Source organism: Paraconexibacter sp. AEG42_29 (assembly GCF_040581415.1).
Taxonomy (GTDB): Bacteria; Actinomycetota; Thermoleophilia; order Solirubrobacterales; family Solirubrobacteraceae; genus Paraconexibacter.
Genome location: NZ_CP114014.1, coordinates 1,534,367 through 1,554,424 on the forward strand (window position 1 = coordinate 1,534,367; position 20,058 = coordinate 1,554,424).

Consider the following 20,058-nt stretch of genomic DNA (forward strand, 5'->3'; position numbering starts at 1 on the left):
GCTGCTATCCGCGCGGCACGACGTCCACCCGCAGCAGCAGCTCCTCGCCCCGGCCGCGGGAGTCGTCCGCGACCCGCGCCTCGCCGCGCAGCGGCCCGAAGAAGCGGGCGGTCACCGCGCCGCGGGCCGCGCGCCGGAGGCCGACCGCGCCCCCCGGCGCCACCTCGAGGGCGAACCGCGCCCCCCGGGGCACAGACATGCTCGTGGCGAACGTGCGGACCGCGTCCGCTGTGGCGACCGTGACGATCGGCGAGCCGTTGTACGCGACGAAGCCGTCGCCCGCCGGCTGGAGGACCTGGAGGGAGAGGCGGCCCCGCGCGCCGCGGACGGACCAGGACCGGACGAGTCCGCTGACCGGCGCGACCAGGGGCCGGCCGGGCGAGGCGGACTGCATGATCGTGCAGGGCTCGGAGCTCCCGCTCGGCCGGCCGCCCTCGCAGTCGACCGTGCGCAGCGCCCCCGGAGCCAGCTCGCTGCCGACGGCCGTCGCCCCGGCCGCGACCGCCGGCGCCGGGGCGGACGCGGCCTGCATCGGAGCGGCCGGGTTGCCGCCGTCGTCGTCGTTGCCGCCGATCGTCAGGACGGCTGCCGCCCCGGCCGCCGCAACGACCGCGCCGACCGCGCTCCACCGGACGGTGCGCGGCCGGCGGCGCGGGCCGAGCCGGTCGAGCGCCGCCCGGTCGGCCTCGGCGCCGGTCCCGGTCCCGGCCCCGGCGCCGGCGCCGGCGCGGCCGAACCCCGTCAGCAGCACGCGACCGCCGGGGGTGATGAGGACATCGTGCTCCGTGAGGTCGCCGTGCACGGCCCCCATCAGCGTGGCCTCGGCCGCTGCGACCACCCGCCGCAGCTCGCGGGGGCGCGCGCCGGCGGCTCGCCGCTCGGCAAACGTGTGCGCGCCCTCGACGTACTGCGTCGCGACGTAGGTGCCGCCGGGATCGTCGACGACCGCGTACAGCTCGACGATGCCGTCACGCTCCGGCCAGCGCAGCCCGTCGAACCGTGCGCCGGGCGGCAGGCGCCGCAGCGCCACGCGCCGGCCGAGCTCGGGCTGCCAGGCCTCCCAGACGGACTCGCCCAGCGCCCGTTCGATCCGGAAGCCGGCGACGAGCTCAGTCGGTGGCGTAGACGTCTCGTCCGAGGGCATCGAAGTAGTGATGCAGGAGCCGGTCGCTGCCCGGCCGCGTGAACTCGACGTCGATGCCCACGTGCTCGGGCTCCCCCGTCACGACGGCGACGTCGAGCCGGACGCCGGGGTCGATCGGCGCGACCATGTCGGGCACGCCGATGCGCACGATCCGCCGCCCGCCGCGGACCAGGTCGAGGACCCCGCGACCGTCGACGAGCGCGACCCGGAACTCGACGGGCCGGCCGTTGCCGAAGCGCGCGCGGCGGGTCGCGAGGGTCTGCCCGGCGGGAGCGTCACCCGCAGAGGCGCCGCGTAGCTTGACCGGCAGCCGGCGCTTGCCCCCGGGCTGGTAGTCGACCTGCAGGAGCAGCTCTCCGGCCGGGCCGTCCTGCTGGGGCCGAATCGCGCCGGCGAGCGGTGGCGACCACCGGCCGGTGGTCCCGCCGGGCGACGCCCGGAGCCCGACGCCGGAGCCCTCCACGACCACGAGGCCCAGCCGGTCGCCGCGGTCGACGGCGAGGTCGGCCGCGAAGCTGTGCAGCCCGTCGTTGCCGACGAACTCGTTGCGCGAGCGGGAGACCTGGAAGTAGCCCTCGTCGCGGCGGCGCAGCACGGTCAGGGCGAGCTCGCCGCTGGCCGACCGCACGCTCCACCGGCGCACCACGCCGCCGCGCGGGACGACGACGGTCGCGGTCGCCAGGCTGTCCTGGAAGACCGTGCAGGTCGAGGCGCGCGCCCGGACGGGCCGTCCCTGGCAGTCGACGGTGCGGCCCGGGCCCGTCGCCGCGAGCGCGCTGCCGAGCCGCTCGGTGCCGGCAAGGGGAGCCGGGGCGGCCGGCAACGGGTCGCGGGCGGCGGGCGTGGTGTCGTCCCCGTCCAGCGCCGCCACCGCCCCGCCGCCGAGCGCCGCACCCACCAGCACCGCCGCCGCCACGACGGCCGCGCGGCGTGGCCCGCGACCTCCGGACGGGGCGGGACGTACCGCCTCGGGAGCTCGGCCGGGCGTGACGCCGGACCGTGCTCCGGACGTAGCGGCCGCGGCCGGCTGCGCCGTCTGCCCGCTCGTCGTCGCGTCGTCCAGCAGCGGCAGCACGCGGGGAGCCGGTGGCCCGAGCGCGTGGCCGGCGAGCGCAGCGCGCGCCGCGGCGATCAATGCGACGGCGGTCGCCGGACGCTGCGCCGGGTCCTTGGCCAGGCCGGCGATCAGCACGTCGTCGAGCCCCGGCGGAACGCCGTCGCGGCGGCCGCTCACGCGCGGCGGCGGCTCGTTGGTGTGGGCGAACAGCACGGCCGCGTGGGTCGACCGCGGGAAGACGCCGGTGCCCGTCAGGCACTCGAACAGGACCGCGGCGAGCGCGTAGCGGTCCGCGGCGGGGCCGGCGACCTCGCCTAGGACGACCTCGGGTGCCACGTAGGCGAGCGTGCCCATGAAGTGCCCGGTGACGGTCACGCCCTGCGTGTCGGTCCGCCGGGTCAGCCCGAAGTCGGCCAGGAACGCGTGGTCCTCGTCCCCCACCAGGATGTTGCGGGGCTTGACGTCCCGGTGCACGACGCCGGCCGCATGGGCGGCGTCGAGCGCCTCGGCCACCTGCTGCAGCAGATCCAGGGTCCGGTCCGCGCTCAGCGCGCCGTCGTCGATCAGGCCGGCCAGCGTCGTCCCGCGCACGAGCCGCATCGCGAGGTACGGGCCGTGCTCCGACGTGCCCGCTTCGTAGACGGTGACGGCGTGCGGATGGTCGAGCGCGGCCTGCATTCGCCCCTCCTCGCGGAAACGCTCGAGGAACTGCGGGTCCGAGAGGTCCGAGGAGACGAGCTTCAGCGCGACCGTCCGCCCGATGGACTCGTGCGTCGCCTCGTAGACGACCGCCATGCCGCCGCGACCCAGCAGGCGCTCGAGGCGGTACGGGCCGACGAGCGTCCCGGCGCCGACGGTCACAGGTCCCTCGCCGAGACGATGCCGAGCTCGAGCGCCCGCCGCGCCAGCTCGGCGCGCTTGCGGTTCTGCGGCAGGTCGTCCACCCCGAGCTTGGCGAACAGCGACCGCACGTGGCTCTTGACGCCGGGAAGCGACAGGAACAGGGCGTCCGCGATTTCCTGGTTGCTGGCGGCCGCGGCGCCCGGGCCGGGCTCCAGCAGCGGGCGGCACAGCGCGACGAGGACCCGTCGCTCGGCGTCCGTCAGGCGTGCGGCCGGCATCGCCCTCGCAAGCGCGGTGCTCTCGTCGTCCACGACCGCCGGGGAGCGGAACAGGATCGACGTGCCGCCGATCCGGATCACGTCGCGGTCCTCCAGGCGCCGGTGGCGCATGACCCGCTCGCCGTTGACGAAGGTCCCGTTGCGGGACATGCCGTCGTCCACGACCATCCAGCCGGCGCCGGCCGCCTCGAGCTGGGCGTGGGCCCGTGAGACCTCGCTGTTGCCGGCCAGGACGACGTCGTTGTCTGCGGTACGGCCGATCCGGACCCGGTCCGTCGCCCCGAGCGGCATCAGACGCAGGTCGGCGTGGTCGTCCCGGTAGGCCAGGAACGGCCCACCTTCGCGTTCGGTCGCCAGCAGCGCCGCGTGCTCGGAGGGGGTGAGCGAGTGTGCGGGGAAACCCACTCGTCGCAGTAAACGTGATCGCAGTCGCGACCGCCACCGGCGACCGTGTCGATTCGGGCCGCTCCCGTTCGTCCTGCCAGGGAGAATCCCGTCACCACGACCTCAGGAAGGCCCCATGCTCTCCGTCAGCAGCTACCCCCAGGACCACGTCGACCGCTGCCGCGCGCGGATCGACGGACAGCTCGCCGCCTATCGCGACCTCGTGGCCGCGTGCGCCGACGATGCGGCGGTCGCCGTGTTCGCGCCGCAGTTCTTCGCGCACATGGTCCTCGCGCTTGACCAGATGTTCCTCCACCGGGCGCGGGGCCAGGAGGGCAAGGACGGCAACGCGCTCAACGAGGTGCGGCTGCTCTGCCGGTCGCTGGTCGACGGCGACGGCACCTTCGCCGCCGACAAGGCGATCCGGATGAAGCCCGCGACGTCGGTCCTGGGCCTCGAGCCGGGGGACGTGGTCACCATCGACGAGGCCGGCTTCACGGCGCTGGCGGCGGCGTTCCTCGCTGCCATCGAGCAGCGCTACCCCTGAGGGCGGTCCAGGACGCGGGTGGGACCGGCCCCACCGGACGGGCCGAAGAGGGGGCCGGGGGCACACCGTCGCGAGGGCGGTTCGCGCGACCATGGGGAGATGCCTTCCCCGGTCCCCGTGCTGCCTGACGCCGGCCCCCAGGCCGACCGTGCCCCCGAGGCCCGTCCGGTCCCGCCGCGGGGGATGCGGCTCGCGCTCGACGCCCTGGGGCCGCTGGCGCTGGGGAACGCCAACGTGATCATGCAGCTCGCGCGCCTGCCCGTCGGCCGCGGCGTCGCCGAGAGCACCGTCGACAGCGGCCGCGTCGACAAGCACCCCGTCAAGCGGCTGCGGACGACGATGCAGTTCCTCGTGATCGCCACGCACGGCACCGAGGCGGAACGCCGGGGGCTCCGGCACGAGATCAACAAGCAGCACCGCCAGGTCCGCTCCGGGCCGGACTCCGAGGTCGCCTACAACGCGTTCGACGCCGACCTGCAGCTGTGGGTCGCCGCCTGCCTGTGGCGCGGCAGCGAGGACACGCTGGGGTGGCTCTACCCCGACCTCAGCGAGGCCGAGCTCGATGCCTGCTACCGCTGGGCCGAGCGGTTCGGGACGACCCTCCAGGTCCGGGAGGGCATGTGGCCCGCGGATCGCGAGGCGTTCGAGGAGTACTGGCAGGCGGGCCTCGCGCAGGTCCGGATGGACGACGTCACGCGCCGCTACCTGCAGCGCCTGACCGTCCTGGCCGGGTACCCCAAACCACTGCAGGCGACCGTCGGCCGCTTCTTCACGATCATGACGCTCGGCTTCCTGCCCGCGTCCTTCCGTGAGGAGCTCGGCCTGCCGTGGACCGCCGCCGACCAGCGCCGCTTCGTCCGCATCACCCGGCTGCTGGCGACGGTCAACCGCTACACGCCCGCACCGCTGCGGCAGCTGCCGATGAACGCCTACCTCTGGGACGTGCGGCGCCGTCTGCGGGACGGTCGACCGGTGGTGTGACCTACGCCGACCTGCAGCCCGGCGACCGCGACCGGGCCGCTGGTCGATCAGGCCAGCAGGTACGCGCCGACGACCGCGAGGCCGACGACCGCGACCCAGGTCTCGAACGCGACGCGCAGCGGCCGCGCAGCGCCGCGGAGCTCCATGAACTCCAGGCCGACGAAGCGGACCTTGGCGAAGGCGATCGCGAGCGCCGCCGCGGTCGCGGCCTCGACGGCGCCGCCTTCGACGCCGTGGAAGGCACCGAGGACCCAGGAGACGACCGTGGCCGCCATCAGCCCGGCCCACACGACCGTGACGCGACCGCGGAAGAGGTCGGTCATGTCGCCGAGAGGTACAGCACGGGGAAGATGACGACCCACAGCAGGTCGACCATGTGCCAGTAGGAGGCGCAGCACTCGACGGCGCGGCGCTCGCCCTCCGGTACTCCGGCGGGACGGCGCAGGAGCCGGTGCCAGTAGGCCAGCACGCCGGCGCCGATGATCACGTGCAGGAAGTGGATGCCGGTCAGCAGGTAGTAGTAGGTGAAGAACAGGTCGTCGCCGGGGTGGTGGCCCGCGTCGAGCTTGGTGACCCACTCCGCGACCTTCACGGCCGCGAAAACCGCGCCGCACAGGGCCGTCAGCGCGACGAGCCGGCGGCTGTCGGCGCGCCGGCCCAGCCGGTGTGCGCGAACGGCGAGCGCGACCAGCAGCGAGCTGGTCAGCAGGACCAGCGTGTTGACCGCGCCGACGCCGACGGTCAGCGCCTCGCGCGAGTCGGCGAAGAGCTCCGGGTTCTGGCCGCGCTGCACCAGGAAGGCGACGAAGAACACGCCGAACATCGTCATGTCGCCCAGCAGGAAGACCCAGATCCCCGCCTCGCCCGGGACGCGGGACGCTGAGGCGGACGCAGTCGCCGCGGCCGCGGGACGGGCCGGCAGCGGGCCCGGCCGTACCGGCCCGCCGCGTGGCTCGAGGAACGCGGGCATCTCCCTCATGCGGCGACCGGCACCGCTGCGGCTGCGGCGGGCGCGTCGCCTGCGGCGGCATCGAAGCGTGCCTCCTCCTCGGCCTGCTGCCGGATGGCCTGGCGGGTCACGTAGGCCATGACCATCGCCCAGAGCCCGTAGATGAGCGTCGGGATCCAGAACGCGAGCAGTCCGCGGTAGGTGAACGGGCCGACCTTGAAGAACGGGATCACGACGGCGGGCAGGAACAGGAAGGCGACCCAGAGGTTGAACCAGGCGACCCAGCGGGCGAAGACCGGCACGGGCGAGCGGTCCCGCAGGATGGCGACGGCGATCGCGACGTCCTGCACGGCGAATGGCGCGAAGCCCATGAAGAACCCGATGTACCCGAGGTCGCTGAGCGTCTGGGTGATTTCCGGGTCGCGGTCCGGCCGGAAGGCGGCCGCGCACAGGATGATCATCGGGACGATCGTGATGACCCACGTGAACGTGCCGCCCGCGAACTGCAGCAGCGACATCGCGGGCGACCGGCCCTCGATCCGGAACATCTGGATCGTGATCGCGACGGTGAGCGGGATGAGCAGCGCGAGGGCCGCGGCGGCCCCGGCGAAGCCGGCCAGCTTCAGGGTGTTGTCCTCCTGGTACCAGGCGGCGATCTGCTCGGCGGAGTGGTTCGGCGACTGGGGCGGGAGCACGCCGGTCCCGAAGAGCGCCACGAGGACCAGCAGCGGGAAGATGAATCCGCAGTTGGCGCACCACAGCTGTGGACGGACGTCGAGCGACAGGGAGGACACGTGGCACACTCTGTCGCACGCAATGTGTCAGGTCAAGGTGTCCGATCCCGCACGCCGTCGTACAGCGTCCGCCAGATGATCTCGGCGAGGGAGTGGGCGAGGGCCGGGATGCGGTTCCCGGGGGCCGCGCCGACGACCGCGCTCATGCCGCGCTCGGTCATGGTGCACAGCCACTCGGCGGTCGCCTCCGGCTCGATGCCGTCACGGACCCAGCCCTCGCGCTGACCGGTCTCGATGTGGCTCGACACGTAGCTGATGGCCTCGCCGACGATCGCTGCGTAGTGCTCCCGGATCGCCGGGTCGTACGACTGCGCGTCGACGATCGCCCCGAAGACCATGCGGTGCTCGCGGCCCTCGGCGAGCAACGCGCCGATCGCGTCCTGCAGGTCCTCCCGGCTGCTCCCGGGCGGCAGCGACCAGACGCGCCGGCCGGTCTCGTTGAGCCCGTTCACCACGTCGTCCGCCAGCGCGAGCAGCAGCTCGCCCTTGTCCGCGAAGTAGCGGTAGAAGCTCGAGCGCGAGAGGCCCGCGACCGTCGCCAGGCGCTCGACGCTCAGCTCGCTGTAGGCGTGCCCCTCGCCGAGCAGCGCTTCCACGGCGTCGAGCAACTGCGCCGTGATCTCCTCGCGGCGACTGCCGCCGGCCCGATTCGCGGTCCGTGTGAACGAGCGCACTGCGGCGCGAGTCTAGGACGTCGACGGGATCGGGGGACCGTCGACGGCCCGCCGCGCCGCGAGAAACAGGAACCGCGGCGCCGTCGTCAGCTTCGCCCAGGCGACCGGGTCGAGCTCGCGGACGACCGGCTCCGGCTGCGGCTCCTCGAGCGACTCGAGCGCGAAGCCCGCGTCCGTCAGCGCCGCGGTGATCGCCGTCAGCGGACGGTGCCAGAAGCGCATAGGGACCCGCCGGCCGCCGACCTCCCACTGCTCCTCGATGGCGTACGTGGCGAAGTAGTCGGGCGCCCCCGACAGGGCGTGGTCCATGAAGGGGTGGTGGACGGAGGCGACGAGGCGGCCGCCCGGGCGCAGGACACGGCGCAGCTCGCGAAGGGTCGGCGCCCAATCCTCGAGGTAGTGCAGGACCAGCGCGCTCAGCACCAGGTCGAACGCGCCGGCCGCGAACGGCAGCTCGTCCTGCAGGTCCACGTGGTGGAGCGGGACGCCCGGACCCAGGCGTTCGGCGGCAAGCGCGAGCAGGCCGCGGCTCGCGTCCAGGCCGGTGACCATGGCGCCCCCGGCGACGAGGGCGGCCGCGTGCGCGCCGGCACCACAGCCGGCGTCCAGGACGCGCAGCCCGTCGACCGGCCCGGCCAGCCGGAGGATCGCCGGGCGCTCGTAGCGCGCGTTCCACACGCCGGCCTCGTTGTGCGCCGCGTAGGCGGCGGCGAAGGCGTCGTAGTCGTTGTCGCCCCCGGCGCTCACCCGGGGATCATCGCGCGGCGACGCCCGCCGGTGTCAGCCGGTCAGGGCGTTCAGCGTCTCGGTGAGCTGCTTCTCGGTGTCGTTGCCCAGCTTCTCGAAGACGACCTTGCCGAGCGGCGCGGCGATCCGGGCCGCACCCTTGAACTCCAGCTCGTTGGTGTAGGTGACCGTCGACCCGTCCGGGGCGGGAGTGACCTCGATGGTCTCGGTGGAGGTCGCGGTGTCGTTGCGGCCGACGAGCACGATCCGCTCGTCGCCCAGCTCCTCGAGGGTGTAGGTCAGCTCGGTGCTGATCCCGGCGATCTTTGACGTGTTGTGCCAGGACGCGCCGACGGCGACGGGCCCGGATCCCTCGCGGACGCAGCTCACCGTCCCGGGGTCCCACTCCTCGGCGTGGGAGAAGTCGGCGAGGTAGGGGACGACGACCTGCGGGGGCACGCGCACGTCGAAGGTCCGGGACACGGTCGTCATCGGGAGATCCTTTTCGGGAGGGGCCGGGGGATGTCCCCCGCGTACCCAGGCGCGGGGCGGCTACCCGTGGACCCCAAGAGACCCGCCGCCGAAAGTTCAGGGTGGACGCCCCCATGCCGCCGCGTCGGGGTGTCGGTTCACTGACACCCATGAGCCTTCCTCCTTCCTCCCGCCGCGCCTTCCTCTCCGCCTCGGCGATCGCCGCGACCGGCGCTGTCCTTCCGCAGATCGCCGCCGCCTCGACGGCCGCTCCGCGCCCCCAGCCGACCACGCCCAGGGCCGCGCTCGCCGCCGTCCTCGCCGGCAACAAGCGGTTCGCCGGTGGTCATGCCCGCGGCCCGCACCGCTCCGCGCAGCGACGGCTGTCGCAGGCCAAGGGCCAGACGCCGTGGATCGCGATCCTCGGCTGTGCGGACTCGCGGGTCGTCCCTGAGCTGCTGTTCGACACCGGGATGGGCGACGTCTTCGACGCCCGCGTCGCCGGCAACGTCGTCAACGACCACGTCATCGGGTCCCTCGAGTTCGGCATCGAGCACTACGCGATCCCGCTGCTGCTCGTGCTCGGCCACGAGCGGTGCGGCGCGGTCTCCGCCGCGGTCGACGCGATCGACGCGCCGGCCGGTGGTCCCGCGCCGAGCCCTGGCATCGCGTCGCTCGTGGAGTCGATCCGCCCGGCCGTCGACGCCGTCAAGGGCCGCAAGGGCGACCGCGTCGAGCTCGCCGTCGACGAGAACGTCCGCCGCTCGGCCGCGGCGGTCGTCGAGCGCAGCGCGCTGCTCACCGAGCTCGTCGAGGCGAAGAAGCTCGCGGTGCGGGGCGCGCGCTACGACCTCGACACCGGTCTGGTGCGGCTGGTCCACGTCGGCGACTGACGGGTCGCGAATCTGTGAGAGGCTGCGCCGGTGGATGGTCGGCCGGGCTGGCGGGCGGAACGGCAGGAGCTCAGCGCACCGGCCGCGGCGCGGATGCGCGCGTTGGCGGCCGAGCTCCTGGAGGACGTCTCGGCGATCGCCGAGCATCTGACGGCGTTCGTCATGCGCGAGGTCGGCGAGCTCGTGCAGACCGACGATCCGACGTGGCAGCCGACGGTCTACCGGGCCGCACGGTCGAACGCGAGCGCGATCCTCGCCATGCTCGCCGAGGGCGTCGCGGGCTCCGCGGCCGAGACGCCGGTGGAGGCCAGGGCGTTCTACGAGCGCCAGGCCGAGCACGACGACGGGCTGGTCACGGTGCTGCGGACCTACCGGCTGGGCATCGCCGAGCTCTGGCAGGCGTGGGCCGCGCACGTGACGACGCGATGCCGCGACGAACCACTCGTCGCGCTCGAGATCCTGAGGGCGAGCATGGCCGAGGTCAGCGCCTACCAGGACCGCATGGCCGAGGAATCCGCCGCGCACTGGCGCGACACGCGCCTGCGCAAGCAGCGCGGACTTGACCGGATGCCCGCTGAGATCGTCCGCGGGGCGCTGGCCGGCGACCGCGTCGACGACCTGGCCAAGCTCGGCTACCCACCCGGGGCCGAGCACCTCGCGGTCGCCTTCGAGCCGGAGTCCGGCGAGGCGGCCGCGGCGCTGGCCGCGCGGATCCGGACCCGGCTGGCGCTGCCGACGGTCGCTCTGAGCCACGACGCCGCCCACGTGGTGTGGATCGCCATGACGCAGCCGGCGATCACCGATGACGCCGTCGGCGCACTCGTCGAGCCGGGGCCGGCGGTGGGCATCGGCCACCGCAACCCCGGCCCGGCCGGTTTCCGCGTCAGCCACCGCGAGGCGACCGACGCCTTGCGGATGGGCGCCGTCCGCAGCGCGAGCGGGGTGACCTGGCACGCCGACGTCGCCCTGGTCGCCACCCTGAGCGCCGATCCCGACCGCGCCCGGGCGTTCGTCCGGCGGGAGCTGGGACCGCTGGGCGACGAGGGCAAGCAGGCGACCCGGCTGCGGGACACCGTGCTGGTCTTCCTCGGCACCGGTGAGAGCCACGTGCGCGCGGCCAGGCAGCTCGGCGTCCACGAGAAGACCGTGACCTACCGCGTCCGCCAGGCCGAGCAGCTGCTCGGCCGCCGCGTGGCCGACCGTCGTGTCGAGCTGGAAGCCGCGCTCATGGTGCACCGCGTGTTGAGCCGCCCCGACGCCGAGGCGCCGTTCTTGTCGCCTGACGACAGCTGAAGGGGTGTGATTTCTCCCGCCGGGCGGTAGGCCTGCGGTGGGCGCCACCGTACGGTCGGGTGAGCGACCGGAGGAGAACAGGTGATGCACGGGTTGAGCGGCAGGGACGTGTGGTGCGGGATCGACGACGCAGGGGTCGGGCCATGAGGACCGCGGTGATCGGCGGCGGGCCTGCGGGGTGCGCAGCGGCCTACACGCTGGGCAAGCAGGGGCACGACGTGGTGCTGCTGGAGGCGCAGGAGCAGGTGGGCGGGCGCACGCAGCAGGTGATGCGCGAGGGCTTCAACCTCGGCTCGGGCGCGCTGTTCCTCATGGGCGGCATCTACCCGCGGACCAACGCGCTGCTCAAGGAGCTCGGCCGCTACGACGAGCTGGTGCCGTGGGACGCGCGCACGCACGTCGTCGACGCCGACGGCGCCAAGTACGAGGTCGGTTTCGACCAGGTGATCTCGTTCCTCAAGCTCCCGGTCTTCTCGACGAAGGAGAAGCTCCGCATCGCCGCAGGCGTCGCGTCCCAGCTCGTGCGCCGCGGGCCGAAGAGCTGCTTCGACGGGGCGGACCTCGCGCGGTACGACCGCGGCGAGACGCTCGAGACGTGGTCGCGCCGCGTGCTGGGCGACAAGGGCCACGACTACATCACGGTCCCGTACATGGGGTTCCTCTACGCGGTCCCGATGACGTGGCTGTCCACCTCGCTGTTCCAGGCGATCCTGCAGCAGTTCTACAAGCTCAAGCTCGCCGTCCCGCCCGGCGGGATCGGGCAGATCTCCGAGTGGCTGCTCGCCGGCAGCCCCCGGGTCGACGTGCGCACCTCCGCCCCGGCCGACACCATCGCCCGCACGGCGAACGGCTTCGCGGTGACCGCCGCCGGCGAGGTCCACCACGTCGACCGCGTGGTCGTGGCGTCCGAACCCGGCGTCAGCGCCGACCTCCTCGAGGGGCTCGTGCCCGCGGAGGCGATCGTCAAGCTGCGCGGCTGCCGGTACTCGGAGTACGCGCACGCGCAGGTCTGCTGGAAGACGAACCCGTATCCCGGCGAGCGCATCAGCGTCGCGCTGCCCGCCAACCAGCCCGACGCGGTCTGGGGCGCCGCCGTGCTGCAGAGCCACCGGCACCCCGGGACCGTCCCGGCGGGCGGGGAGGCGGTGGGCGTCTACTTCTACACCCCGCCGCTCGCGCGGATGAACGACGACGAGATCAGGCAGGCGGCGATCGACGCCGCCCGGCAGGCCTACGGCCCGTCACCCGAGCCGGACTTCGTCGAGCTCTTCCACTACGAGCGCGGACTGTCGATCGCGGGTCCGGGGCACTACGCCACCCTCAACTCGGTGCACGCCGAGATGCCGCACGGCATCGCGCTGGCCGGGGACTACTTCGCGCACGCCGGAGTGGAGGCCGCCATCCTGTCGGGCGAGCAGGCCGTGGACCGCCTCACGCAGGGGGCCGCGCTGCCGGCGACCGCGGCGCTGGCTGCGGCACCGGCGCAGGAGGGCGTCTTCGCCCGCGGCTCGACCGCAGAGGCCGTCCCGGTCGCCGCCCCTCCGCGGCGCACCGGCGCCGACTGAGGGCCAAGCCCTGGCCGTCCTTGGGTGCCTTCCATCAACGCCGAGGCCGAGTGCTCAGCCGACGCCCGGGCCTGACGAGCGCTGGCCGAGCAGTGCCGGCCCGATGATCTGCCGGCGCACCGCCTCCTCGCCCGTGTAGCAGCGCCAGTGCGTCCCGGCGGCGTTCAGCGAGCGGCAGCCGCCGTTGATGTGCTGCGTATCGTCGACGGACGGCTCGACCGTCCCCTTCCAGCGGCCGGCGCCGATGTCGCCGGTGGGGGCGACGCGGAGCGTGCAGTCGTACTCGACATCCGCCCGGATGGTGGTGCAGGTGGGGTCGGTGCCGAGCAGCGCGAGCGTCCCGTTCGGAAGGCTCCGCGCGACCTCGTCGGGCGACAGCAGCCCGCTGGCGGCGACGGCCGCGCCGGGGACGGCGACGAGCGCGAGGGCCAGTGCGGCGAGCCCGCGGCGCCCGGGCCGGCGGCGGGTACGACGGGCGGGGGACGCGAGGCCGCGGACTCGGTCGCCCGGGGCGGACGTCGCGCGTTCGAGGTCGGCGACGGCCGCGGCGGTCAGCGCATCGCCGAGGCGCACCAGGCGGGCATCGGCGTTGATCGGATCGTGATCGGTGGGGTTCATCGGGAACGCTCCGGGGACGAGGTGACGGTGGGGGACGGGGTCGCCCGCGCTCGCAACGCGGCCAGGCCGCGGTGGACGCGAACGCGAGCCGCGGGGGCGGAGGTGCCGAGCGCTGCGGCGACCTCCGTGTAGCCGAGGTCCTCGACCACGCGCAGGCGGACCGCCTCGCGCTGCGCCGGCGGCAGGCTCGCCAGGAGCTCGTCTGCCGTGTCGGCGTCGTCCGCCCAGCTCAGCTCCGGCACGGCGTCCGCAGGGCGCTGGTCGAGGCGCTCGTGAAGGCCGAGCCGCTCGCACGCCCGTTGCTCCAGCCGACCGCGCCGAACCGACATCAACAGGACGTTCCGGGCGATCCCGAACAGCCACGGGCCGGCGCTCCCACCGGCCTCGTCGCGGAAGCGTGCCCGCACGAGCCACGCCTGGGCGAACGTCTCGGCGGTCAGGTCGTGGGCGGCGTCCGCGTCCCGGGTCCGCCGCGCGAAGTAGGCGTGGACCCGGTGGGCATAGCGGTCGTAGATCGCGCGGAAGGCCTCGGGGTCCTCGCGAGCCGCGGCGACAAGGGCGGCATCGCTGATCATGGGCTGAGGTGTGGGTTGGGCATCGGGGATGACATGGCGCGGACGCTCCCGGACGTTACGTCGATGCCGCCGTCCGGCGCGTCCCGTCGGCCGGAACAGCCCGGCCGGGGCTACCCGTCGGCCTGCAGGCGCTCGGCCGAAATCTTCTCGATCGGCGACTGGATGGGCTCTGCCTTGTAGTCCTCGGGGTTGTCGACCTTCTCGCCGTCGATACTCACCGAGCCGTCCTCATGGCGTGTGAGCTCCGGCCCGAGCTTGGCCGTCAGGCCCTCGCCGTAGGGCTTGTCCTCTGACGTGGCGAACGTGCGGTTCTTCGCCTTGCCGTCGGGCCACTTCGACAGGTCTGACGGCAGTTCGTCCTGCTCCTCGAATCGCCGCATCTCCTCGCGATCGTCGGCCTGTTCTTCAGCGTGCTGATCCTTCTCGGACATGGCTGGGCCTTTCCTGCGTCGGGGCTTCTGTCTTCGTGCATGCCCGTCGACGACGAACGCCTACCACGATCCGCGTGGGTGCAACTCGTCGGGTGCTGCCGTCGGGACCGCGGAGGGACCGTCGCGGCGCGGCTGCTCGACGCCGAGCTCCGGCCACGAGGCGGTCGGCGTCCGGTCCGGATGATGAGCGACGGCATGTCCGCCGACGTCGACGGGCGCCGCACTGGCGCGAACGGCGGTCGGTTGCTCCCCGCGAGCGGTGGGGCGCGTCACCTTGAGGTACTCGGCCAGGTGATAGCTCCCGATGACGAAGACGGCGGCCAGGATCTGGATGCCGACGGTCTCGTAGGTCCCGTACACCTCGAACCACGCGCCCATCCAGCCCGGGACCGTGAACGGCAGGTCATGTCGAGGGAGCCAGCCGAGCTCCTGGAAGCTGAGGGCGGTCCCGCCGATCATCACGACGAGGACGACGCCGACGAGGCCGCCGGTCACGATCAGCATGCGTTTATATGGCAGCTTGTGGTGGAGCTTGAACGTGATCACGCCGACGATCGCGGTGGCCGCCAGGCCGAGGGCCAGACCCTCTAGGACGGGCGACGTGCCCTCCTTGAGCTTGAGGTTCTGGAGGAAGAGGACGACCTCGAAGCCCTCGCGGTAGACGCTGGTGAATCCGAGGGCGACGAGGCCGACGGTCGCCCCGAGGCCGCTGGTCGCGAGCAGCTTGCGGCGCTGCTTGTGGTGGCGGCTGATCCACGAGGTCCAGTAGACCTTGTGGACGAACCAGTTGAGGATGATGAGCAGGACGACGACGGCGACGAACCCGGTGATCGCCTCAAGCTTGGGGCCGAGCGAGGAGGCGGCGTCGAGGAGCGCCTGCACCAGGAACCACGTCACCACCGCGAAGCCGAAGGCGCAGGCGGCACCGAGGACGACGGGCCGGCGCCGCGAGCGGTTGGCGCCGACGAAGCTCGCGGTGATCGCGGCGAAGATCAGGACGGCCTCCAGGCCCTCGCGGAAGACGATGATCGCGCTGTTGAAGACGACGGTCGCGTGGCTCTGCGGTGCGGCGACCTCCGTCGGGTCCACGGGTCCGGTGCTCGCCGTGGCCATGAGGTAGACGGCGCCGGCGATCAGGCCCAGAGCCAGCAGCCACCACGGGGTGCGGCGAGACCCGCCGGCTGCGGGAGACGTTGCGGACGGACGGGACGGGACGTGGACAGCCATGAGTTAGGGAACCCTACGCTCCAAACGGTTAGGGCTACCAAAGTCGTGACAGAACTCTCATCTGCCGGCGGTGCGTCATGTCGAGTGGCGCTGCCAAGAGGCTGCCAGGAACCGGGTCTGACACGGTCTGAAAACAACAAAACCCCCGCCTGAGCAGGGGTTTTGGTGCCACCGGGATGTCGGCGAGACGCTACTTGATGAACAGCATCTCCGAGTACTTCGGGATCGGCCAGAAGTCGTCGGCCACGATCCGCTCGAGCTTGTCCGCCGATGCGCGGACGGAGTTCATCGCCGGGATGACGACGTCGCGCATGTAGCTCGCGTGCTTCACGCCGCCGTGCGGGCCGTTGTGGTCGTTCGCCTTCTCGAGGGCGAAGATGTCCTCGACTAGGGTGTCGACGATGGCGGCGAGCTCGGTCTTGAGGCGGGTGATCCCGGCGCCCTCGCCGGCGTCGTTGAGCAGCGCCACGTGCTGCAGGGCCGCGGGCAGGATCAACGTGCGGGCCATCGTGTACGTCGTCTCGGCCTCGATGTTGAGCTTCGACGAGTACTGCTCGACGAAGACCTCGTAGCGCGACTCGAGCTCGCGCTTCGAGAGGACCTTGTACTTCTTGAAGGCATCGATGGTCGACTTGCTGATGATCGCCGGCAGCGCGTCGGGGGTGGTCGGCAGGTTCAGGAGCCCGCGCTTCTCGGCCTCCTTGTGCCAGGCGTCCGAGTAGCCGTCACCGTCGAAGATGATCGCGTTGTCGTCCTCCCACACGGACTTGACGATCGCGGAGACGGCCTTGAAGACGTCGCCCTTGGCCGTCTTGAGCTCCTTCGCGAGCTGCGTGCTGAGTTCGTCGAGGGCCTCGGCGGCGATCGTGTTGAGGACCGTGTTGACGAAGCCGAGCGACATGCTCGAACCGACGGCACGGAACTCGAACCGGTTGCCCGTGAAGGCGAACGGCGAAGTCCGGTTGCGGTCGCCGCCGTCCTTGGGGAGGACGGGGAGGACCTCGGTGCCGAGGCTCAGGAGGCCCTTCTTCAGCGCGGTGCCCTTCCCGGTGGCGACCATCTCGAAGGCGTTCTCGAGCTCCTTGCCGAGGAAGATCGAGATGATCGCCGGGGGCGCCTCGTTCGCGCCGAGGCGGTGGTCCTGGCCGGCGTTGGCGACCGACGCGCGCAGCAGGGCCTGGTGCTTGTTGACCGCCTTGATGACCGCGGCGCAGAAGAACAGGAACTGGGCGTTCGTCTCAGGAGTCTCGCCGGGCTTGAGCAGGTTGACCCCGGTGTCGGTGCCCATCGACCAGTTGTTGTGCTTGCCCGAGCCGTTCAGGCCGGCGAAGGGCTTCTCGTGCAGGAGGCAGACGAGGCCGTAGTTCCGGGCCGTGCTCTGCAGCACCTGCATGGTCAGCTGCTGGTGGTCGGAGGAGATGTTCGAGCTCTCGAACATCGGCGCCAGCTCGTACTGCGCCGGCGCGACCTCGTTGTGGCGGGTCTTGATCGGGATGCCGAGCTTCGTCAGCTCCGCCTCGACCTCCATCATGTAGGCGAGGACGCGCTCCGGGATCGAGCCGAAGTAGTGCTCGTCGAGCTCCTGGCCCTTGGGTGGGTTCGCCCCGAACAGCGTGCGGCCCGTCGTGTAGAGGTCCGGGCGCTCGAAGTAGTACTGCTCGTCGATCAGGAAGTACTCCTGCTCCGGCCCGATCGTGGTGAACACGCGCGCGGCGCTGTGGTCGCCCAGCAGGTTCAGGGCCTTCACGGCGGCGTTGCTGAGCGCGTCCATCGAGCGCAACAGCGGGATCTTGTGGTCGAGCGCCTCGCCCGTCCAGGACACGAACGCCGTCGGGATGCACAGCAGCGCGCCGTTCGGGTTCTCGATGATGAACGCGGGGGACGTCGGGTCCCAGGCGGTGTAGCCGCGGGCCTCGAAGGTCGCGCGCAGGCCGCCGCTCGGGAAGGACGACGCGTCCGGCTCGCCCTGGATGAGCTCCTTGCCGGAGAAGTCGGCGAGCGCCGTGCCGTCGCCGACGGGCTCGAAGAAGCCGTCGTGCTTCTCGGCGGTGAGGTTCGTCAGCGGCTGAAACCAGTGCGTGTAGTGCGTTGCACCCTTCTCCATCGCCCACTCGCGCATGGCCTGCGCGACGGTGTCGGCGAGGGTCGCCTCGAGGGCGCTGCCCGCGGCCAGCGACGCCTGCAGCGCCTTGAACGTGTGCTTGGGCAGACGGGCACGCTGCACGGCGAGCGAGAAGACGTTCTCGCCGAACTCGATGCCGCCGGGGGCGGTGAGGTCGACCGACCCCATGGCGCCGCCGTCGGCGCTCCACTGCGCGGCGTAGACGTTGTGCTGACGGGTCTTGCTCATAGGGGGGTTCAGTTCCTCCGGGAGATGGGGCCAGGGCAACACGGGGCCAACGGTTTCCGGGCCGCGCGCGTCACGAGGACAGCACAGTAGATCGGGTCCTCGACAGGCACCTTATCCCGCTGGCTAAAAGGTCGCCGGTGGCGTTCGACACGCGGTAGGACAGGCCGGAGGGACCCCATCGACCACCTGGCGAAAGCCCCTCGTCGATCTTTCGACACCCGGCTAAAGATGGTTCGGGCGGGGTCCCCGAGTATCTCGGTCGCTACTCGACCCAGGAGGATGTATGCGACGTACAACGGTGGCCCGCGGGCTCGCCCTAGGCCTATTGGCCGCTCTGTTGGTTCCAGCAGTCGCCTCAGCGGACACGCTGGAAGCAGCTGGTGCAGGGAAGTTCGCCGACAGCACCGGCATCAACACCATCTGGGTGATGGTGGCCGCGATGGTCGTCATGCTCATGCAGGTCGGCTTCATGTTCCTCGAGATCGGCTTCTCGCGAGGCAAGAACGCCGGCACGGTGGTCGCCAAGATCCTTGTGAACTTCTCGATCGCCGGGATCATGTTCTGGCTCGTCGGCTACGCGATCGCGTTCGGCGCCGAGACCGACGGCTTCGGTGGCCTCTTCGGCACCACGGGCTTCCTGCTGCGCGACTTCGGGGACCCGAGCGTGGCGTTCCCGGTCCTCGCGGTCGGCGACGTGACGGTGGAGGCGAAGTTCTTCTTCCAGTTCGTCTTCTGCGCCGTCTCGCTGGCGATCGTCTGGGGCACGACGCTCGAGCGCATCAAGTTCGGCGTCTACATCATCTACGGCATCATCTTCGCCGGGCTGATCTACCCGCTCGGCGCCCACTGGGTGTTCGGCGGCGGGTTCCTGCAGACGGGGTACCTGTTCAAGATCTTCACGGACGACTACGCGAAGTTCGGCGTGCAGGACTTCGCCGGCTCGACGGCCGTCCACCTGATCGGCGCCACGGGTGCACTCGCGGCGCTGCTGCTCCTCGGGCCGCGTAAGGGCAAGTACGGCCCCGACGGCAAGCCGCGGGCGATCCCGGGCCACAACATGCCGCTCTTCGGCCTGTCGGTCCTGATCCTGTGGTTCGGCTGGTTCGGCTTCAACGGCGGCACCACGCTGAGCGCGCTCGACGGGCGCTTCCCGGAGGTCATGCTGGTGACGAACCTCGCGGCCGCCTCCGGCGTCCTCGGCGCGGCCCTCGTCTCGTACCTGAAGACCAAGACGCTGGACATCGGCATGGCCGGCAACGGCGCGATCGGCGGCCTGGTCGCCATCACCGCTCCGTCCGGGTACGTCGAGGCCTGGACCGCCCCGATCATCGGCGGCATCGCCGGCGTGATCGTGGTCTACGGCGTGTACGCCATCGACAAGAAGCTGGACGACCCGGTCGGTGCCCTCACCGCCCACGGTCTCTGCGGCATCTGGGGCACGATCTCGTGCGGCATCTTCACCGCACCGCGTCTGGCCCAGTACGCCGAGTTCGGCGATCCTGCGGGCGGGCTCATCTACTCGGGCTCGTTCGTGCAGCTGGCCGGCCAGGTGGTGGCCGTGGTCATCGCCTTCGCGTTCGTGTTCGCGATGAGCTTCGGGACCTTCTGGATCATCAAGAAGACCTACGGGCTCCGCGTCTCGGAGGAAGAGGAGGACGCAGGCCTCGACATCTCCGAGCACGGCATGTACGGGTACCCCGAGCAGTTCATTCCGGCGCCCGAGCTCGTGGGTTACGGTGCGGTTCCCTCGGCTGCCACGGTGGCAGCCCCAATCGCGACCACGAAGGAGGTGCCCGCATGAAGAAGATCGAGGCATACATCCGCCACGAGGCGTTCGAGCCGATCCGGCTCGAGCTCCTCGGGCTGGGGTTCCCCTCGCTGACCATCAGCGAGGTCAAGGGCTCCGGCCGGCAGAAGGGCATCACGGAGCGTTACCGCGGTGCGGAGCTGACCAACTACCTCCGGCCGAAGGTGAAGCTGGAGTGCGTCGTGGCCGACAGCGACGTGCAGACGATCGTGGACACGATCCTCAAGCACGGTCGCACGGGCGCCGTGGGTGACGGGAAGGTCTTCGTCGCCCCGGTCGACGAGGCGTACCGCGTCCGCACCGGGGAGTCGGGCGAGGAGATCCTCCAGGCCCACCCGGACGCAGCCGCGACCGCCTAGCAGCACCCGCATCACCCGCAGCACCCCTGCTTGCGCACGACGAGGACACCACGTCCTCGTCGTGCCGCCAGCACCCCGCACGCAGCACCGAA

At 72.1% G+C, this 20,058-nt stretch carries 21 protein-coding genes; 7 read left to right on the plus strand and 14 right to left on the minus strand.

What is annotated here, in order from left to right; all coding sequences use genetic code 11:
- Positions 1 to 4: 4 nt before the first annotated feature.
- The 3 genes from DSM112329_RS07410 to DSM112329_RS07420 are packed head-to-tail and all read right to left on the minus strand — an operon-like array spanning position 5 to position 3,727.
- Positions 5 to 1,144 carry a hypothetical protein gene (locus DSM112329_RS07410; protein ID WP_354701170.1) on the minus strand — a complete coding sequence of 380 codons (1,140 nt, stop codon included), beginning with the start codon at positions 1,142 to 1,144 and terminating at the stop codon, positions 5 to 7.
- Positions 1,110 to 3,062 carry a serine/threonine-protein kinase gene (locus DSM112329_RS07415; protein WP_354701171.1) on the minus strand — a complete coding sequence of 651 codons (1,953 nt, stop codon included), beginning with the start codon at positions 3,060 to 3,062 and terminating at the stop codon, positions 1,110 to 1,112. The genes DSM112329_RS07410 and DSM112329_RS07415 overlap by 35 nt, the downstream gene beginning before the upstream one ends.
- Complete coding sequence (locus tag DSM112329_RS07420) at positions 3,059 to 3,727, minus strand: FHA domain-containing protein (RefSeq protein WP_354701172.1); 669 nt, start codon at positions 3,725 to 3,727, stop codon at positions 3,059 to 3,061. Before DSM112329_RS07420 ends, DSM112329_RS07415 begins: the two co-directional genes overlap by 4 nt.
- Before the next feature lie 115 nt (positions 3,728 to 3,842).
- On the opposite strand from DSM112329_RS07420, the gene DSM112329_RS07425 reads away from it, so the two are divergent.
- The gene (locus tag DSM112329_RS07425; RefSeq protein WP_354701173.1) at positions 3,843 to 4,253 is read left to right on the plus strand and encodes a hypothetical protein; all 411 of its coding nucleotides are present in this window, start codon (positions 3,843 to 3,845) and stop codon (positions 4,251 to 4,253) included.
- A 99-nt stretch (positions 4,254 to 4,352) separates the two neighbouring features.
- Positions 4,353 to 5,234 (plus strand): oxygenase MpaB family protein, encoded by an 882-nt coding sequence (locus DSM112329_RS07430; RefSeq protein WP_354701174.1) that lies wholly within the window; start codon positions 4,353 to 4,355, stop codon positions 5,232 to 5,234.
- Positions 5,235 to 5,281: 47 nt separating this feature from the next.
- Here DSM112329_RS07430 and DSM112329_RS07435 read toward each other — a convergent pair whose 3' ends face one another.
- The 6 genes from DSM112329_RS07435 to DSM112329_RS07460 are packed head-to-tail and all read right to left on the minus strand — an operon-like array spanning position 5,282 to position 8,869.
- Entirely contained in the window at positions 5,282 to 5,557 is a 276-nt protein-coding gene (locus DSM112329_RS07435; protein WP_354701175.1) for a cytochrome C oxidase subunit IV family protein, read from the minus strand.
- A complete protein-coding gene (locus tag DSM112329_RS07440) occupies positions 5,554 to 6,213 on the minus strand; it encodes a cytochrome c oxidase subunit 3 (protein ID WP_354701176.1) in 660 nt (219 codons plus the stop codon). The genes DSM112329_RS07435 and DSM112329_RS07440 overlap by 4 nt, the downstream gene beginning before the upstream one ends.
- Positions 6,210 to 6,977: a hypothetical protein gene (locus tag DSM112329_RS07445; protein WP_354701177.1), complete on the minus strand. Its 768-nt coding sequence runs from the start codon at positions 6,975 to 6,977 to the stop codon at positions 6,210 to 6,212. The genes DSM112329_RS07440 and DSM112329_RS07445 overlap by 4 nt, the downstream gene beginning before the upstream one ends.
- Positions 6,978 to 7,009: 32 nt before the next feature.
- Positions 7,010 to 7,651, minus strand: coding sequence for a TetR/AcrR family transcriptional regulator (locus tag DSM112329_RS07450; protein WP_354701178.1), 642 nt, complete (start codon positions 7,649 to 7,651; stop codon positions 7,010 to 7,012).
- 12 nt (positions 7,652 to 7,663) lie between these two features.
- The gene (locus DSM112329_RS07455; RefSeq protein WP_354701179.1) at positions 7,664 to 8,398 is read right to left on the minus strand and encodes a class I SAM-dependent methyltransferase; all 735 of its coding nucleotides are present in this window, start codon (positions 8,396 to 8,398) and stop codon (positions 7,664 to 7,666) included.
- Positions 8,399 to 8,431: 33 nt separating this feature from the next.
- Positions 8,432 to 8,869: an SRPBCC family protein gene (locus DSM112329_RS07460; protein ID WP_354701180.1), complete on the minus strand. Its 438-nt coding sequence runs from the start codon at positions 8,867 to 8,869 to the stop codon at positions 8,432 to 8,434.
- Between the two features lie 149 nt (positions 8,870 to 9,018).
- On the opposite strand from DSM112329_RS07460, the gene DSM112329_RS07465 reads away from it, so the two are divergent.
- From DSM112329_RS07465 to DSM112329_RS07475, 3 genes are all read left to right on the plus strand, one after another.
- Positions 9,019 to 9,741, plus strand: a complete 723-nt coding sequence (locus tag DSM112329_RS07465; RefSeq protein ID WP_354701181.1) for a carbonic anhydrase — start codon at positions 9,019 to 9,021, stop codon at positions 9,739 to 9,741.
- Between the two features lie 30 nt (positions 9,742 to 9,771).
- Positions 9,772 to 11,034: a helix-turn-helix domain-containing protein gene (locus tag DSM112329_RS07470; RefSeq protein ID WP_354701182.1), complete on the plus strand. Its 1,263-nt coding sequence runs from the start codon at positions 9,772 to 9,774 to the stop codon at positions 11,032 to 11,034.
- A gap of 143 nt (positions 11,035 to 11,177) precedes the next feature.
- On the plus strand, positions 11,178 to 12,599 hold the full coding sequence (locus tag DSM112329_RS07475) for an FAD-dependent oxidoreductase (protein ID WP_354701183.1): 1,422 nt from the start codon (positions 11,178 to 11,180) through the stop codon (positions 12,597 to 12,599).
- A 54-nt stretch (positions 12,600 to 12,653) separates the two neighbouring features.
- Here the strand turns inward: DSM112329_RS07475 and DSM112329_RS07480 are convergent, their stop codons facing one another.
- The 5 genes from DSM112329_RS07480 to DSM112329_RS07500 all read right to left on the minus strand — a co-directional run bounded on the left by DSM112329_RS07480 (position 12,654) and on the right by DSM112329_RS07500 (position 17,800).
- A complete protein-coding gene (locus DSM112329_RS07480) occupies positions 12,654 to 13,217 on the minus strand; it encodes a hypothetical protein (protein WP_354701184.1) in 564 nt (187 codons plus the stop codon).
- Positions 13,214 to 13,792: an RNA polymerase sigma factor gene (locus tag DSM112329_RS07485; RefSeq protein WP_354701185.1), complete on the minus strand. Its 579-nt coding sequence runs from the start codon at positions 13,790 to 13,792 to the stop codon at positions 13,214 to 13,216. The genes DSM112329_RS07480 and DSM112329_RS07485 overlap by 4 nt, the downstream gene beginning before the upstream one ends.
- 110 nt (positions 13,793 to 13,902) lie before the next feature.
- Positions 13,903 to 14,223: a hypothetical protein gene (locus tag DSM112329_RS07490; protein WP_354701186.1), complete on the minus strand. Its 321-nt coding sequence runs from the start codon at positions 14,221 to 14,223 to the stop codon at positions 13,903 to 13,905.
- Positions 14,224 to 14,283: 60 nt separating this feature from the next.
- Positions 14,284 to 15,450, minus strand: coding sequence for an FTR1 family protein (locus DSM112329_RS07495; RefSeq protein ID WP_354701187.1), 1,167 nt, complete (start codon positions 15,448 to 15,450; stop codon positions 14,284 to 14,286).
- A gap of 190 nt (positions 15,451 to 15,640) precedes the next feature.
- Positions 15,641 to 17,800, minus strand: a complete 2,160-nt coding sequence (locus DSM112329_RS07500) for a glutamine synthetase III (protein ID WP_354701188.1) — start codon at positions 17,798 to 17,800, stop codon at positions 15,641 to 15,643.
- A 337-nt stretch (positions 17,801 to 18,137) separates the two neighbouring features.
- Here DSM112329_RS07500 and DSM112329_RS07505 point away from each other — a divergent pair, with 337 nt between their 5' ends.
- Entirely contained in the window at positions 18,138 to 19,601 is a 1,464-nt protein-coding gene (locus DSM112329_RS07505) for an ammonium transporter (RefSeq protein WP_354701189.1), read from the plus strand.
- Positions 19,598 to 19,966: a P-II family nitrogen regulator gene (locus tag DSM112329_RS07510; protein WP_354701190.1), complete on the plus strand. Its 369-nt coding sequence runs from the start codon at positions 19,598 to 19,600 to the stop codon at positions 19,964 to 19,966. Before DSM112329_RS07505 ends, DSM112329_RS07510 begins: the two co-directional genes overlap by 4 nt.
- The last annotated feature ends 92 nt before the right edge of the window (positions 19,967 to 20,058 follow it).

What these genes read in the sequence shown, in the direction of transcription:
- DSM112329_RS07410 (WP_354701170.1), bottom strand. Translation starts at nt 1,144, where the DNA reads ATGCCCTCGGACGAGACGTCTACGCCACCGACTGAGCTCGTCGCCGGC.
- DSM112329_RS07425 (WP_354701173.1), top strand. Translation starts at nt 3,843, where the DNA reads ATGCTCTCCGTCAGCAGCTACCCCCAGGACCACGTCGACCGCTGCCGC.
- DSM112329_RS07430 (WP_354701174.1), top strand. Translation starts at nt 4,353, where the DNA reads ATGCCTTCCCCGGTCCCCGTGCTGCCTGACGCCGGCCCCCAGGCCGAC.
- DSM112329_RS07435 (WP_354701175.1), bottom strand. Translation starts at nt 5,557, where the DNA reads ATGACCGACCTCTTCCGCGGTCGCGTCACGGTCGTGTGGGCCGGGCTG.
- DSM112329_RS07440 (WP_354701176.1), bottom strand. Translation starts at nt 6,213, where the DNA reads ATGAGGGAGATGCCCGCGTTCCTCGAGCCACGCGGCGGGCCGGTACGG.
- DSM112329_RS07460 (WP_354701180.1), bottom strand. Translation starts at nt 8,869, where the DNA reads ATGACGACCGTGTCCCGGACCTTCGACGTGCGCGTGCCCCCGCAGGTC.
- DSM112329_RS07465 (WP_354701181.1), top strand. Translation starts at nt 9,019, where the DNA reads ATGAGCCTTCCTCCTTCCTCCCGCCGCGCCTTCCTCTCCGCCTCGGCG.
- DSM112329_RS07475 (WP_354701183.1), top strand. Translation starts at nt 11,178, where the DNA reads ATGAGGACCGCGGTGATCGGCGGCGGGCCTGCGGGGTGCGCAGCGGCC.
- DSM112329_RS07480 (WP_354701184.1), bottom strand. Translation starts at nt 13,217, where the DNA reads ATGAACCCCACCGATCACGATCCGATCAACGCCGATGCCCGCCTGGTG.
- DSM112329_RS07485 (WP_354701185.1), bottom strand. Translation starts at nt 13,792, where the DNA reads ATGATCAGCGATGCCGCCCTTGTCGCCGCGGCTCGCGAGGACCCCGAG.
- DSM112329_RS07490 (WP_354701186.1), bottom strand. Translation starts at nt 14,223, where the DNA reads ATGTCCGAGAAGGATCAGCACGCTGAAGAACAGGCCGACGATCGCGAG.
- DSM112329_RS07495 (WP_354701187.1), bottom strand. Translation starts at nt 15,450, where the DNA reads ATGGCTGTCCACGTCCCGTCCCGTCCGTCCGCAACGTCTCCCGCAGCC.
- DSM112329_RS07500 (WP_354701188.1), bottom strand. Translation starts at nt 17,800, where the DNA reads ATGAGCAAGACCCGTCAGCACAACGTCTACGCCGCGCAGTGGAGCGCC.
- DSM112329_RS07510 (WP_354701190.1), top strand. Translation starts at nt 19,598, where the DNA reads ATGAAGAAGATCGAGGCATACATCCGCCACGAGGCGTTCGAGCCGATC.